The sequence below is a fragment of the Streptomyces sp. NPDC086989 genome (assembly GCF_044745505.1).
Taxonomy (GTDB): Bacteria; Actinomycetota; Actinomycetes; order Streptomycetales; family Streptomycetaceae; genus Streptomyces.
Map to the genome: position 1 here is coordinate 82861 of NZ_JBIVAL010000004.1, position 14092 is coordinate 96952.

Consider the following 14092-nt stretch of genomic DNA (forward strand, 5'->3'; position numbering starts at 1 on the left):
CCGTTGCCGAGCCCTCGGTATCACGGGCAACCGGGGGGCATGGTCGGCGCTCGGAGTTGGGAGCAGGGAGCCAGATGGGGAGCCACCGGGGGCGACACGATGCCAAGCGCGGCTTCGGGTACCGTGATCATCAGGAGTCGCGTTGGTCATTTTCAGCCGGGCACATCGACCACAGCGCACCACACCGGAGCGGAACCCTCATCTCGCCACCTGAGAACGCATCAGCCCTGCTCCCCAGAACCCTGAGAGACTCCGGCCCTTCGCAGGTCGTTTGCTTCTACGGATTCACTTTCGGCGATCACTTGTGCATGCGTACGGTGAAGTTTTCTTCCTTGCCGGACTGCCATTTGATGATGTCCTGAACCGACAAGTAGGCCGAATCCCGGGCCAGGCGCAGCTGCTCGCTCGCGTTGTTCCATGTGTACTTGGCGTACTGGGCGTCCGCGACGTACCTGCTGGGGGACAGCTTCATCGACCGGCCGCCGTCCCAGGGGCAGTCCTTCGTCGCGTCGTAGTCGCACGTGGAATAGGCCCTCATGTAAAGGCCGCAGCTGTCTGAAACCCATACGTCGATGCGGCTCAGCCTGTCATTGCTTGAATACCACTTGCCTGGAAGCTTACTTGCGATTAGGCAGGCGGCTGCCTGTTTCGCTGAGGTGAGCGTGAACGTGACCGCGAGGGAGAGCGTCAAAGCGGCCGTGACGAGCAGGGCCATGGTCCGGGATATTGGGCTGCGGGCAGAACCGATGTGTGGCATTGCGAGCCTCCGATGGCGGGTACCAGCATGAGCATTCCGTGGTCGCACGACACGTCCAGCTGGTCTTGTCCCTTGGTGGGAGGTACGACTAGCGCAGCACGGGAGAGTTGACGACGACGCGCTGAAGAGTGGGCGGCGAAAATCACACTCGACTCTCGCTAGTCATCAAGGTAATTCCAGTCAACGTCGGTCACCCATATGCCGCAACTGGAGGGCGCTGCAGGGGGTTCCGCTGGTCGGCTGTTTGCGCGACGACAGTCAACAGCGAGGGTGCTAGCGAACCCAGCCCCGCCGTCCGTCTCAGTTTCCGTCTCATTCAGCGCCGTTCACGGCCGTTCAGGCGAGACCGAGGAGGGCAGCCGCTCCCATCACGGGCCGTACATGAACGCAGGTGAACGCCCCCGCACGCAGCCCAACATCCCACCAACACAGTTGGAAAGCGCGCGGGACGGCGGGCTGTCAGTGCCTGGACATACCGTCTGGCCCATGGTGAACAGACCCCCTGACAACTGGCGTGCCTGGATGGCCGAGACAGCCCGCGATGTGTCGGCCGGGACCTTGGCCCCCGAGTGCGCCGGTGTGGCGGATCTCTACCCCGAGTCGTTGCTGCGGGCGACAGGCGCCGCCTTGGAGGCCTTCGAAGCCGAGGTGCGCGTGCTGCGGGAGCCGGCCGACGAAGCTGTCTTCGGGACTGTTGAGAGGGTGGTTCTCGCACTCAACGGGATCGACGGGGACGGCCAGCATGGCGACGCCGGCTTCTGCACGGAGGAGCGGGAGCAGCTGTGCGAGTACATCGACCTCACCCTGAGCGAGCACGGTGTGGACGTGGCCGCTCTGGCGGCGAGGCGGGGCATCGATCGGTCGGAGATCACGGACCGCTGGCGCGACTGGTGATGCCCGTGCCGTACAGCAGCGCGGTACCGCAACCCCAGGAACCGACCCTGTCCGGTAGCGTCCCTCCAGGGCCGTGACGCGACCGGAATGATCGCAGCTGACCGATCTGGCTAGAGCTACGGATCAGACGGTCACAGCAAGGGGAGACGGTTCGGTCCTACGCCGGACCGTCTCAGCCTCAGCAGGTACCTGGTTCCCTGCTGACCAAGCAGGCGCTTCTGGCGTTACCGCGAGTCCTTCGCCCTGCCCAGTCAGTACTGGGCCCGCAGCACCGTTTTGTAGGGCCACCGCGCCCCCTGATGGGGGGTTGAGGCTCGCGGCCTATGCGTGGACTGAAGGATTCCAAGGGCACGGCCCGTCTCGCGGACCGGCAGATACCGGTGGGATGCACAGGGCCTCCGGATCCGTGTACTGCTCAGCTGGTGGTGTCGGGCGAAAGCACCGTGGATGCGGCGGCGTGATCCTGGCAGGCGGCCCACCAGCTGTCGCCGCCAGCGTCGCTGACCCGCACACTCCATGCCGCGGGGTGGGAGCACGGAGCTCCCCAGGTGCACTCGCCCCGCGCGGAAGCCGTGCCGACCCTGTGGTGGTCGGCTGCCCACGGGTACTTCTCGCGGAGTTCCATGGCGGACATTGAAGCGGAGGTGCGTACGGCCTCGCTGCCGAACGAGCTGACTCCTCGGGCCGTCTCTGGGCCGTCGGAGGGGGTCGGGGGTGGCCGGCGACGACCAATGACGGCCTCTCCGGTGCTGGTTGGCGGGCGGGTGGTGCGGGTTTTGGCTGGTGGGCAGTGTGGGTCATGACTTCCTGCGCAACAAGAAGCAGGAGTGGGAGGAGTACCGCAGCGAGGTCACCGCCTTCGAGCTGCGGAAGAACCTCCCGGTGCTGTAACCCACGGGTGGCTGCGCTCCGGGCCGGGGGTCTTCGGCCGCCGGTCCGGGGGCTTGTCGGGGGGAGTCGCCTACTTGCTTCGGGCGCCGAAGTGGCCGCTGAGTTTGGCGGCGTTTCCGAAGCGGTCCACGAGGGTGGGGTCGATGGTGGTCGCCACGAGTCCGACGAGCAGGAAGAGGAACGTCTCGACGGCGGGATTCGGGGACTTTCCGAACCAGGAGAGCGGGTCGGCGAGGATGGCCCAAGCCGAGCCGAGGATGAAGAGGATCCCCGTCACCTGGCGCAGGCCCCGGGCGACCCTCCTGCGGGTCAGCTCCTTTTCGGAGACCTCGATGGCGAGATTCCCCCAGTTCCCGTGAGCGGCGTCGACGAGACCGAGGGTGAAGGCGTGGCTCATCTCGTCCAGGCCTTCGCCCGAGGCGGCTTTGGCCTTCCATGCGCGTGCGGCGGCCGCCACCCCGTCGCACAGGGCGAAGACCGCCGCGTCCGCGGCTCCGTCCCCGGTGCGCAGGCTCCTCTTCCAGCGCCCCTCCGCCAGTGCGGCCAGCCGCTCCAGTCCGCCCAGGATCCGCAGCCGGTCGGGGCTCGCCAGGTAGGGGCGGAACCCCTCTTCGCCCTCCGGCGCCGACTGCGCCGCCGCGGACCGGGCGAGGAGTGCCAGGTCGAACAGTTCCAGCAGGATCAGTGAGGACGCGAGAGCGCCGGCCGGTTCCCGGGGGCCCATTCTCGAAGGCACCGCCCCCGCGGCGGACGTGACCAGCCGCCACACGACCACCACGGCGAACGCCTTCAGTGCGTAGAGGGTGCACACGTCCGCGTGGGCCGCATTGTCCAGAGGCAGGTCCTGGTACGCGCTCTGCGGGGTGGTGGCCCATTCCAGGATCCAGGGCCGCCACTCCTGGCGGAGCGTCAGGCCGACCGCGCAAGCGGCGGCGACGAGGCGCCAGAGGGCCTCCGCCCAGGGGGCGATGCGCCGCGCGGCGGCCAGCGCCAGACGGTGGACGAAGAGGAGGAGGGCGCACAGCAGGCCGATGGTGATGACGCCCGTGGCGGGGAAGCCGGTGAAGTCGGATATCGCGAACACCCAGGGCCAGATGATCCACATCGGCAGCGCGCAGGTGACGAAGAGCGCCGGCAGCACGAAACCCGGGTAGGTGTAGCGGATTTCGTCCACCACCATCGCCCAGCTCGCCCTGGAACGGGTGCTCCAGTGCGCCGACCGCACGGCGCGCCTCACCGCCGCCGCGTCTTCGGGCGAAAGGTCCTCCAGAGCGTCGACCCCGCGGGCGCGGGCGTCGGCGTGCGCCCCCAATTGCTCGGTGCGCCTCTCGGTCAACGCCTCGAACGCCGCGATCCGTTCCCCGTACCAGAGGTCGGCGACTTCGCTCGTGCGCTGCGGCGGAGGGTCGTCGGGGTGGGTGCTCGACCACCAGTCGACGGCGCGGCGGCGGACGGCGGTCCTCACCGTGGCCAGCGCCCGGCGGGACGCGGGCGGCCGTGGCCGGCCGGACGCGCGCGAGGGGTGGCTCCCCGGGTCCGTCATCCCGATTGCCCCCTGTTCGGAGTGACTTCGTACCGCGCGACGTTAACGCACGGGCGTCGGGACCCGGGGCACCGGAGGTCACGTGCGGGGGACGGCCGGGTGCCAGGTGGTGCGGGTGGGTTGGCTGGGGTCCGGGGTGGCGGGTGGGGTGGTGGTGATGTGGAGTTCGGCGTCCAGGCCCAGGACCGCCGTCGTCGTCGCGCCCGCCAGTTCGAGGACGCCGGCCGGGGCGCCCGCGAAGAGCAGCTTCGACTCCGTCCACGCGGGAGGGCCGCCGAGGCCCGTCGTGCCGACCGTGCCCGTCTCCGCCCGGCCCGCCAGGAGGCGGCCCGCTACGGCGATCGCGCCGTAGCCCGCCCGGCCGCCGGTCTCCGAGACGCTGGAGACCTGCGGCTTGCCGGAGCCCGCGGTGACCAGGGCCGTACGGACGACCCCCGAGTCGGGGCGGCGGAAGTACAGCCGGATGCCCGCGCCCTCCGGGGCCGCCGAGAGCGGGACCGTGGTGGCCGGCAGGCCCGTCGGGAACGGCCCCTGGAGCGGGGCGCCCGGGGTGGGCTGGGTCCAGGCCAGCACCGACTTGGTGGTCGCGGCGTACACCTGGCGCCGTCCCGCGGCGTCGACCGACGTCACCGGGTCGCTCTGGAGGTCCTCGCCGCCGAGGCGCTGCCACGGGCCGAAGCCGCCGTCCGGCTGCTGCTCGCGGGAGCGCAGGCTGCGGTGGGCGTCGCGGACGTAGACGGTCAGCCGGCCGTCCGGGGCCACGGCGGCCACGGGGGCGCTGATCGCGGAGGTGCCCTCGTCGTCGCCCCCTTCGGGGGTGCCGAGCGCCTGCCACGGCCCGAACGGGCCGTCCGGCGCGGACTGGACGGCGTACACGATCTCGCGCCGGTAGTCCGCCGGCGCGGGCCCGAGGTGCGTACGGGTGGCCAGGACCGCGATGCGGCCGTCGGGGAGGCGGGCGGTGCTCGCGCCCGGGTCGATGCCGGTGCCGGGGAGCAGCGCCGGGCCGGTCCAGCCGGCCGGGCCGGTCTGCCGGGTCCAGACGGCCATCTGCCCGTCCAGCGCCGCGAAGGCGTACAGCCGGCCGGTGCCGCTCGCCGCCAGCCAGGACGTGTTGTCGGCGCGGGCGTAGCGCAGCGACTGGGCCCAGTTGCGGCCGGTGGGGCTGCTGGCGACCTTGCGGTCGCCACAGCCCGAGGGGCTGCCGCAGTAGTTCTGGTGGTCGGCCCAGGCGTACGTCTTGAGGTAGCCGATCTTCGTCTCGGCCGTCTGCGGATCGAGCGCGTGCGGCAGGGTGCCGTTGTGGTAGCCGAGGTAGTTCTGCACCGAGAACCGCGGGCGCTCCCCGGCCTGGGCGGCGTACGCGGCGGTGGCGGCCTGCACGAAGCGGGCGCCGTACATGTGGTCCTGGTGGTCGGTGTACTTGCCGGTGTCCTGGTAGCGGCCCGGCGTCGGGTCCTGCATGCGTATCGTCGTCGGCCGGTACAGCGAGAGCAGTCCGGATATCGCCTGGACCAGCTGGTCCTTGGTGTACGAGTACGGCTGCTTGACCGGGGTTCCGGAGGTCAGCTGGGCTTCGAGCGCCGGTATCTTCCCGTTCCACAGGCCGCGCAGGCTGTCCGGGTTCTCGGCGGTGGGGTTGCGGGCCTCGCGCAGCTGCAGCCAGACCAGGTTGATCTGCGGCCGGGCGATCAGGACGTCGAGCTCCGCCCGTCCGCCGCCCGCGGTGGGTATGACCGTGCGCTTCCAGGGGCTGGCGCGGTCCCCGGTGGCCATCTGGGCGTACGCGGAGCGGATGCCGTTCTGCCGGGCCTCCGCGTAGTGGGCGCGGTCGGCGGGCTGCTCCGGGTCCTTGGCGCCCGCGCCGTTGGCCTCGTTGCGGCCGTCGGCCTCGCCCGAGGTCAGGTACACGGTGGTGAGTTGGAGGCCGGCGGCCAGCGAGCGGCTGAGGTCCGGGTTCATGAAGAACAGGTCGTCGTCGGGGTGGGCGACGATCTGGACGACCGATCCGGACGTGGTGCTCACCGGAAGCGCGACGGCCGGGTTCTTCTCCTGGGTGGCCTCGGCCGACGTCTGCTGGCCGGTCGCGACCGCGAGCACGCCGGTGGCACCGACGGTGAGGACGGGAAGGAGGGCTGCGAGGAGGAAGCGGCGACGGGCAATCGGCATCGGTCACGCCTTGGGTCGTTCCGGACGGTCGTTGCAGTGAGTGAGAGGCCAAATCGGGAGACTTGGTTCACCGATGCGCTCGATGACTCATGCTTTCCGGAAACGACCGGACGTGATTGTGCACGTGGGTTTCTGATCCGGTGACATGCGCCCGGGATGTGGACGCACTTGACCGCCGGACCGGGCCCGACCGGACCGGCGGTCAAAGCCCGACCGGCTCGGGCCGGCCCGGGCCCGGGTTTCAGGGGCCCGCGTTGCGCGGGCCCACCGGCAGCCACGGCGCCAGGTACGCGTGCGCACCGTCCGCCGACGAGGTCACGTACAGCCGTGCGTCGAGCCCCACCACCGCCAGGCTGACCATGTCCTTGCCCGTCATCGTGGACGACGGGGCCCCGACGAACATCAGCGGCGAGCGCTCCCAGGGCCGCCCCGCCCCGAGGTCCGAGCCCAGCCGGCCGCCCGCCGAGCGGCCGGCCAGCACGTGCCCGCTCGCCGTCACCGGGCCGAAGCCCTGGAGGCCGCCGAGATCGGTCGGGCCGCTCGTCTTCAGTCCGCCGTCCGCCGTCACCAGGGCGGTACGGACATTGCCCGAGCCCGGCTTCCGGAACCACAGCCGCACCCCGCCCTCGCGCCCCTCCGCGGTCAGCGGCAGCGTCGTGTCCGGCAGCCCCGTGGCCGTGGCCGGACCGAGCGGCGCGCCCGGCTTCGGCTGCACCCAGCCCAGCACCGACTTGGTGGTGGCCGCGAACACCATGCGCCGCCCGGCGCCGTCGGTGGCGGTGGCCGGGGTGCCGTGCAGGCCGGTGCCACCGTACTGCGCCCACGGGCCCCAGCCGCCGTTCGCGCTCTGCACCCGCCCGCGCAGGGTGCCCGCGCCGTCGCGGACGTACGCCGCCAGCTGTCCCGTGCCGTCGACCGAGACGGCGGGGGCGCTGATGTCGGAGGTCCAGTTCTCGTCGGCGGTCTCGGGCGTGCCCAGGGACTGCCAGTCGCCGAACTCCTGCGCGCCCGGGCCCTTCTGGACGGCGTACACGACCTCGCGCCGGTAGTCCGCGGGCCGCGCGCCGAAGGACGTACGGGTGCCGAAGGCGGCTATCCGCCCGTCCGGCAGCGTGACCGTGGCCACGCCCGGGTCCATCCCGGTGCCGGGCAGCAGGCGGGGCCCGCTCCACGCGCCGATGGGGCCGGAGCGGTGCCAGACGGCGACCTGGCCGTCGAGCACCTTGAACGCCCACAGGCCGTGCTCCTTGTCGGAGACCAGCCAGGAGGTGCTGGTGCCGCGGGCGTAGTTGACGGTGGAGGTCCAGCCGTTGCCGGCGGGGTGGTCGGCGACCTTGAGGTCGCCGCAGCCGGCGTCGCTGCCGCAGTGGTTCTGCTTGTCGAGCCAGGCGTAGGTGCCCAGGATGTCCAGCTTCTCCTTGGCCTCGTCGGGGTCCAGGGCGCTCGGCAGGGAGCCGTTGAAGTAGCCGACGTAGTTCTGCACGGCGAAGTGCGGGCGCTGCCCGGCGCCGACGTCCTTCGCGTACGCGGCCAGCGCGGCCTGGACGAAGCGGGCGCCGTAGAAGTGGTCCTGGTGGTCGGTGTACCGCTTGGTGTCGGGGAACCGGCCGGGGGTGGGGTCCTGGGCGCGGACCGTGGTCGGCCTGTACTGCTCCAGGACGCCGGTGACGGTCTGGACGACCTGTTCCTTCGAGTACGAGAACCGCTGTTTGACGGGGGAGCCGGAGGCGAGGACCGATTCGAGCCGGGCCACCTTGCCGTCCCACAGGCCGTGCAGGCTGTCGGGGGCGCTGTCGTAGACGGTGCCGGCCTCGCGCATCTGCAGCCAGACGAGGTTGACCTCGGGCTTGGCGACGAGGACGTCGACCTCGGCGTGGCCGCCGCCCTTGGTGGGGACGACGGTGCGCTTCCAGGCGCTGGCGCGGTCGCCGGTGGCCATCTTGGCGTAGGCGGCGCGGATGCCGTTCTGGCGGGCCTCGGCGTAGGCGGGTTTGTTGGGCGCGGTGGTGGCCTGTCTGCCTTCGGTGGCGTTGATGCCGTCCGCCTCGCCGGCGGTGAGGTAGACGGTGGTGACGGGGTGGCCGGCGGCTATGGAATAGCGCAGGTCCGGGTTCATGAAGTACAGGTCGTCGTCGGGGTGGGCGACGATCTGCAGCACGCGGCCGGGGTCGGGTGCGTCGACGGCGGCCGCCGGGGCCGCCGCGGGGCGGTGGCCGATGCCGCTGAGGGCTTCGTTGCCGCGCAGGACGAGCATGCAGGTGGCGGCGGTGGCCGCGCAGAAGGCCACGCCCTTGACGACCCGGGCCCGCGCCCGGCTCCGGCGCGCACCCCCACGCCCGCCGTCGGCCCGCGTACGCCGCGCGGCGCGGCGGGAGTCGGGGGCCGGGGCTTCGGCGTCGCCGGCCCGGCGGGGGGCGGGGACGCTCGCCCCCTCGTACGGCGCGGCGGCCGGGATCCCGCCCGCAGCGGGGTGCGGCGGACGTCCCGACGCCCCGTCAGGCCGTGGCTGCGCCGGGCCCGTGCCGGGGACGTCGTGTCCGGGGTGGAGCTGCGGCCACGGCCGACCGGGGTGGCCCGGGTGCGGCGGGGTCGGACCCGGACCGCCGGCCCCGGGGTGCGGCGAGTGGCCCGGCATTGCGTCAGCCCACGGCTGCGCCGGGCCCGTGTCCGTGTCCGGGCCGGTCGCCGGACCCCAGGCCTGCGCGTACGGCGCGGGAGCCGGGCCCGCGGCCGGGCCGGGGTGGGGCCGCCACGGCTGGGCGGCCGGGCCCGTGGCCGGGCCGGCCGGTGCCGGCTGCACCCGGTCCCACGGCGGGGCCGGGTGGCCTGGCTGCGGCTGCGGTTGTGGCCGGGTCGGGTCCGGGGTGCCCGGGGCGTGCCAAGGGCCCGGGGCGGGGAGTCCGTCGGGCATGTGCGTCCTCGGGCGGGTAGCGGCCCGCAGCAAGGGCACGTGTTCGGGAGGTTGTTCGGATTAAGTATCAAGATAATCAGACAATCTGCGTCAGGTATGTGCCGGGACACGCCGGTGAGTCGAACGCCTGCTCCGGCTAGGCTCCCCCCAGGACGCCCGGCCGGTGGCCGGCGGCGACGCACGCGGGAGGCGGCGGGATGACGGTCCCGGGACGCAGGAGCAGTACCTTCATCCGGCTGCTGCGCAGCGGGTTCACCGACCCCTCGGCCGCAGCCCGGCTGCTCGATTCCGATGCGCTGGCCTCCGTACGCACCGATCCGGTGCTCCTCGACGCCCTCGGGGCCACCGCCGACCCCGACCTCGCCCTCCTCGGGCTCGTCCGGCTCGCCGAGGCGCAGTCCGACGACGAGCGGCCCGTGCTCCTCGACACCCTCGTCAGCGCGAAACCGCTGCGCGACCGCCTCCTCGGCGTGCTCGGCGCGTCCGAGGCGCTCGCCGACCACCTCGCCCGCCACCCCCGCGACTGGCACGCCCTCGTCACGTACGAGGCCGTCGACCTGCACCCGGGGCTGCCCGAGTTCGAGCGCGGGCTGGCCGGCGCGCACGACCCCGTCGCCCTGCGCGTCGCCTACCGCCGGTGCCTGCTCTCCATCGCCGCCCGGGACGTCTGCGGCACCATCGACGTCGCCCAGACCGCCGCCGAGCTCGCCGACCTCGCCACCGCCACCCTCCGCGCCGCCCTGCGGATCGCGAGCGCCGCCGCCCCCGAGGACGCCGCCGCCTGCCGGCTCGCCGTCATCGCCATGGGCAAGTGCGGGGGCAACGAGCTGAACTACGTCTCCGACGTCGACGTCATCTTCGTCGGGGACGCCCGCAACGGAGGGGACGAGGGCCAGGCCGTCCAGGCCGCCTCCCGCCTCGCCTCCCACCTCATGCGGATCTGCTCCGAGACCACCATCGAGGGCACCATCTGGCCCGTCGACGCGAACCTGCGCCCCGAAGGCCGCAACGGCCCCCTCGTCCGCACCCTCGCCTCCCACCTCGCCTACTACCAGCGCTGGGCCAAGACATGGGAGTTCCAGGCCCTGCTCAAGGCCCGCGCCGTCGCCGGCGACCCGGACCTCGGCGCGCAGTACATCGACGCCATAACGCCCATGGTCTGGCAGGCCGCCGAACGCGAGAACTTCGTCGCCGACGTCCAGAAGATGCGCCGCCGCGTCGTCGACAACATCCCCGCCTCCCAGGTCGACCGCGAACTCAAACTCGGCCCCGGAGGTCTGCGCGACGTCGAGTTCGCCGTCCAGCTGCTCCAGCTCGTCCACGGCCGCAGCGACGCCGGCCTGCACTCCGGCAGCACGCTCGTCGCCCTGCAGGCCCTCGCCGCCGGCGGCTACGTCGGCCGCGCCGACGCCGCCCAGCTGGGGGACGCGTACCGGTTCCTGCGCGCCATGGAGCACCGCATCCAGCTCTACCGGCTGCGCCGCACCCACCTCGTCCCCGAGGACGAGGCCGACCTGCGCCGCCTCGGCCGCTCCCTCGGCCTGCGCACCGAACCCGTCGCCGAACTCAACAAGGCCTGGCGCCGCCACGCCTCCGTGGTCCGGCGCCTGCACGAGAAGCTCTTCTACCGGCCCCTGCTCGACGCCGTCGCCCAGCTCGCCCCCGGCGAGACCCGGCTCTCCCCGCGCGCCGCCGGCCAGCGCCTCGAAGCCCTCGGCTACGCCGACCCGGCCTCGGCCCTGCGCCACCTCGAAGCCCTCGCCTCCGGCGTCACCCGCAAGGCCGCCATCCAGCGCACGCTGCTCCCGGTCATGCTCGGCTGGTTCGCCGACTCCGCCGACCCGGACGCCGGCCTGCTGAACTTCCGAAAGGTCTCCGACGCCCTCGGCAAGACCCCCTGGTACCTGCGGCTGCTGCGCGACGAGGGCGCCGCCGCCGAGAACCTGGCCCGCGTCCTGTCCGCCGGGCGGCTCACCCCCGACCTGCTGATGCGCGCCCCCGAGGCCGTCGCCCTGCTCGGCGACCCCGAAGGACTGCAACCCCGTACGCACGAGGCCCTGGAGCAGGAGGTGCTCGCCGCCGTCGGCCGCGCCGACAGCGCCGAGGCAGGCGTCGCCGCGGCCCGCGGGGTCCGCCGCCGCGAGCTGTTCCGCACCGCCGCCGCCGACATCATCCGCTCGTACGGTACGGAGGACAGCCCGGCCGAGGAGGACCCGGGAGCCCTCGTCGACCGGGTCGGCGGCGCCGTCTCCGACCTCACCGCCGCCACCATCGCCGGAGCCCTGCGCGCCGCCGTCAGCAACCACTGGGGCGAGACCCTGCCCACCCGCTTCGCGATCATCGGTGTCGGCCGCTTCGGCGGCCACGAGCTCGGCTACGGCTCCGACGCCGACGTCCTGTTCGTCCACGAACCCCGCGACGGCGTCGACGAGCAGGAGGCCGCGAAGGCCGCCCAGACCGTCATCGCCGAAATGCGCCGGCTGCTCCAGCTGCCCACCGCCGACCCGCCGCTGCTCATCGACGCCGACCTGCGCCCCGAGGGCCGCTCCGGACCGCTGGTGCGCACCCTGGCCTCGTACGCCGCGTACTACCGGCGCTGGTCCCTGACGTGGGAGAGTCAGGCCCTGCTGCGCGCCGAACCGGTCGCGGGCGACGCCGACCTCGGCGCCCGGTTCATCGAGCTGATCGACCCGCTGCGCTACCCGGCGGAGGGCCTCGGCGAGGACGCGGTACGGGAGATCCGCCGCCTCAAGGCCCGCATGGAGTCCGAGCGGCTCCCGCGCGGCGCCGACCCGACCCTGCACACCAAGCTCGGCCGCGGCGGCCTCAGCGACGTCGAGTGGACCGTCCAGCTGATCCAGATGCAGCACGCCTGGTCGGAGCCGGCTCTGCGCACCACCCGGACCCGCGAGGCCCTGGCCGCCGCCCGTGCGGCCGGGCTGATCCCGGCCGAGGAGGCGCAGATCCTGGACGAGGCCTGGGTGCTCGCCACCCGGGTCCGCAACGCGGTGATGCTGGTCCGCGGCCGCGCCGGGGACACCTTCCCCTCGGAGGCCCGCGAACTGGGGGCCGTCGGACGCTACCTCGGCTACGCGGAGGGCACGGTCGGCGAGCTCCTCGACGACTACCGCCGCATCACCCGCCGGGCCCGGGCGGTCGTGGACGACCTGTTCTACGGGGCGTAGCGCGCACATGACCCAGGGGGGAGAGGTCGACATGGCGCGCAGCCGCGTGTTCGGCGAGGTGGCCGAGGTCTACGACGCCGCACGCCCGGGATACGCGCGGGAGCTGGTCGCGGAGGTGCTGGCGTACGCGGCCCTGGGCGGCCGCGCGGCGGTGGAGATCGGCGCGGGCACCGGCAAGGCCACGGCGGCGTTCGCCGAGGCGGGCACGGAGCTGGTGTGCATCGAGCCCGACCCGCGGATGGCGCAGGTGCTGCGCCGCAACACCGCGCACCGTCCCGGGGTGCGGGTGCACGTCGGCGCCTTCGAGGACTGGCGGCCCGCCGGACGCGGCTTCGGGCTGGTCTTCGCCGCGACCTCCTGGCACTGGACGGATCCGCAGCGGCGCTGGGACCTGGTGCACGAGGCCCTCGCACCGGGCGGCGCGCTGGCGTTGTTCTGGAACCCGCAGGGGGTCCGTGACGCAGACCTGCACTCCGCGCTGTCCGAGGTCGACGCCCGGCACGGGATCACCGGTGCACCGCACGGCCGCACGGCGTCCGCCTTCGGCGAGGTGCCCGGCGACTGGGGCGGCGGCCCGTCGGCCGGCTGGCCGCAGGACGAGTGCCGCCGCGACGGCCGGTTCACGGGCCTGCGCTCCGTCCGGTACCGGCAGGACCTGTACTACGACACCGCCCGTTACCTGGGATGTCTGGCCTCGCTCTCGGCCTACCGCGTCCTGCCCGCCGACCGGCGCGAGCAGGTCCTCGCCGCGACCGGCCGGGTCCTGGATGCCCACGGGGGAGGCATCCCCATGACCCTGTTCAGCGATCTCTTCCTCGCCCGGGTGGGCTGAGCCGGTCCGGCTACGCCGCCCGCGCGTCCGGGGGTCGGCAGTCGCGGCAGCGGCCCGGTACCGGGGAGCGGAAGGCGCGGTCGCAGCCGTCGCAGGTGCGCAGCGGGTGGATTTCGCGGTCGGGCGGTACGGGGCGGGCCTCGCCGGGGTCGGGCAGCCGGGGCGGGAGCAGCTCTCGCAGGCGGTGGGCGAGCAGTGCCGCCGGTGAGTGGATGGGCGTCGCGGGGAGCGAGCGGGCCAGGGCGGCGATGACGGCACTCGGGGGCAGCCCGCGCTCCAGCCACACCGCCGCGGCGGGCGCCAGCCGTACGGTGTCCCGCTCGGACAGCACGAGCCGGGGATCCCGCAGCCGCAGTCGGGCGAGCAATTCGCGCGCCTGGGCGATGACTTCCGGTACGGCATCCGGCTCCGGCTCCGGTTCCGGTTCAGGCGTCGGTTCCGGGTCAGGCCTCGGTTCCGGGCCGTCGGGCGGTTCCGGCTGCGGCTGCGGCTCGGGGGCGGGTGCGGGGGCGGCGGATGCCGGGTCGTACGGCTCGCGGAGCTTCTCCGTCCACCTCGCGGGCGGGTTGTTGTACGAGACCGTGCAGGTCACGATCTGGCCGGTGGGGAGCCGCTCGCGGTAGCGGGCCAGGTACCCGTGCGCCTCCAGCTCGTTCAGCGCGGCGGCGATGCGCACTTCGCCCTCGGGAAAGCGGGACGCGAGGGCCTTGATGGTGACCTTCACACCCGCCGGGAGGGACTGGATGTGCGTGGCCAGACCGATCGCGCCCATGCTCAACTCGCGGTGCTGGGCCAGGTGATTGCCGATCTTGACGTAGCCGCGGCGGTGGTCCTGATTGATGTGTCGGATGCCCGACGAGACGCGCGAAGGCGCGCTAAACTGCTGATCAGCCATGGGAAGGGTGTTGCC

General features: G+C 73.0%; 8 protein-coding genes and 1 pseudogene. 4 read left to right on the forward strand and 5 right to left on the reverse strand.

The window, feature by feature from the left end; translation table 11 throughout:
- Window positions 1-298: 298 nt before the first annotated feature.
- Complete coding sequence (locus ACIPK4_RS10110; RefSeq protein ID WP_402310808.1) at window positions 299-715, reverse strand: hypothetical protein; 417 nt, start codon at window positions 713-715, stop codon at window positions 299-301.
- Window positions 716-1243: 528 nt separating this feature from the next.
- Here ACIPK4_RS10110 and ACIPK4_RS10115 point away from each other — a divergent pair.
- Both ACIPK4_RS10115 and ACIPK4_RS10120 read left to right on the forward strand, forming a co-directional pair.
- Window positions 1244-1651 carry a hypothetical protein gene (locus tag ACIPK4_RS10115; RefSeq protein WP_402310811.1) on the forward strand — a complete coding sequence of 136 codons (408 nt, stop codon included), beginning with the start codon at window positions 1244-1246 and terminating at the stop codon, window positions 1649-1651.
- An 804-nt stretch (window positions 1652-2455) separates the two neighbouring features.
- Window positions 2456-2542: pseudogene (locus tag ACIPK4_RS10120) on the forward strand (glutamine synthetase); the annotation flags it as partial.
- 70 nt (window positions 2543-2612) lie between these two features.
- On the opposite strand, the gene ACIPK4_RS10125 reads toward ACIPK4_RS10120, so the two are convergent.
- The 3 genes from ACIPK4_RS10125 to ACIPK4_RS10135 all read right to left on the reverse strand — a co-directional run bounded on the left by ACIPK4_RS10125 (window position 2613) and on the right by ACIPK4_RS10135 (window position 8541).
- Window positions 2613-4007 (reverse strand): hypothetical protein, encoded by a 1395-nt coding sequence (locus ACIPK4_RS10125; RefSeq protein ID WP_402310814.1) that lies wholly within the window; start codon window positions 4005-4007, stop codon window positions 2613-2615.
- A gap of 156 nt (window positions 4008-4163) precedes the next feature.
- Complete coding sequence (locus ACIPK4_RS10130) at window positions 4164-6254, reverse strand: PIG-L family deacetylase (protein WP_402310817.1); 2091 nt, start codon at window positions 6252-6254, stop codon at window positions 4164-4166.
- A 241-nt stretch (window positions 6255-6495) separates the two neighbouring features.
- Window positions 6496-8541 (reverse strand): PIG-L family deacetylase, encoded by a 2046-nt coding sequence (locus ACIPK4_RS10135; RefSeq protein ID WP_402310820.1) that lies wholly within the window; start codon window positions 8539-8541, stop codon window positions 6496-6498.
- An 821-nt stretch (window positions 8542-9362) separates the two neighbouring features.
- Between ACIPK4_RS10135 and ACIPK4_RS10140 the strand changes: the two genes are divergently transcribed.
- Window positions 9363-12350, forward strand: a complete 2988-nt coding sequence (locus ACIPK4_RS10140; RefSeq protein ID WP_402310823.1) for a bifunctional [glutamine synthetase] adenylyltransferase/[glutamine synthetase]-adenylyl-L-tyrosine phosphorylase — start codon at window positions 9363-9365, stop codon at window positions 12348-12350.
- A gap of 31 nt (window positions 12351-12381) precedes the next feature.
- Window positions 12382-13182 carry a class I SAM-dependent methyltransferase gene (locus tag ACIPK4_RS10145; RefSeq protein ID WP_402310826.1) on the forward strand — a complete coding sequence of 267 codons (801 nt, stop codon included), beginning with the start codon at window positions 12382-12384 and terminating at the stop codon, window positions 13180-13182.
- A gap of 10 nt (window positions 13183-13192) precedes the next feature.
- On the opposite strand, the gene ACIPK4_RS10150 is transcribed toward ACIPK4_RS10145, so the two are convergent.
- Complete coding sequence (locus ACIPK4_RS10150) at window positions 13193-14077, reverse strand: helix-turn-helix domain-containing protein (protein WP_402310828.1); 885 nt, start codon at window positions 14075-14077, stop codon at window positions 13193-13195.
- Between the last annotated feature and the right edge of the window lie 15 nt (window positions 14078-14092).

What these genes read in the sequence shown, in the direction of transcription:
- ACIPK4_RS10110 (WP_402310808.1), bottom strand. Translation starts at nt 715, where the DNA reads ATGGCCCTGCTCGTCACGGCCGCTTTGACGCTCTCCCTCGCGGTCACG.
- ACIPK4_RS10115 (WP_402310811.1), top strand. Translation starts at nt 1,244, where the DNA reads ATGGTGAACAGACCCCCTGACAACTGGCGTGCCTGGATGGCCGAGACA.
- ACIPK4_RS10130 (WP_402310817.1), bottom strand. Translation starts at nt 6,254, where the DNA reads ATGCCGATTGCCCGTCGCCGCTTCCTCCTCGCAGCCCTCCTTCCCGTC.
- ACIPK4_RS10140 (WP_402310823.1), top strand. Translation starts at nt 9,363, where the DNA reads ATGACGGTCCCGGGACGCAGGAGCAGTACCTTCATCCGGCTGCTGCGC.
- ACIPK4_RS10145 (WP_402310826.1), top strand. Translation starts at nt 12,382, where the DNA reads ATGGCGCGCAGCCGCGTGTTCGGCGAGGTGGCCGAGGTCTACGACGCC.
- ACIPK4_RS10150 (WP_402310828.1), bottom strand. Translation starts at nt 14,077, where the DNA reads ATGGCTGATCAGCAGTTTAGCGCGCCTTCGCGCGTCTCGTCGGGCATC.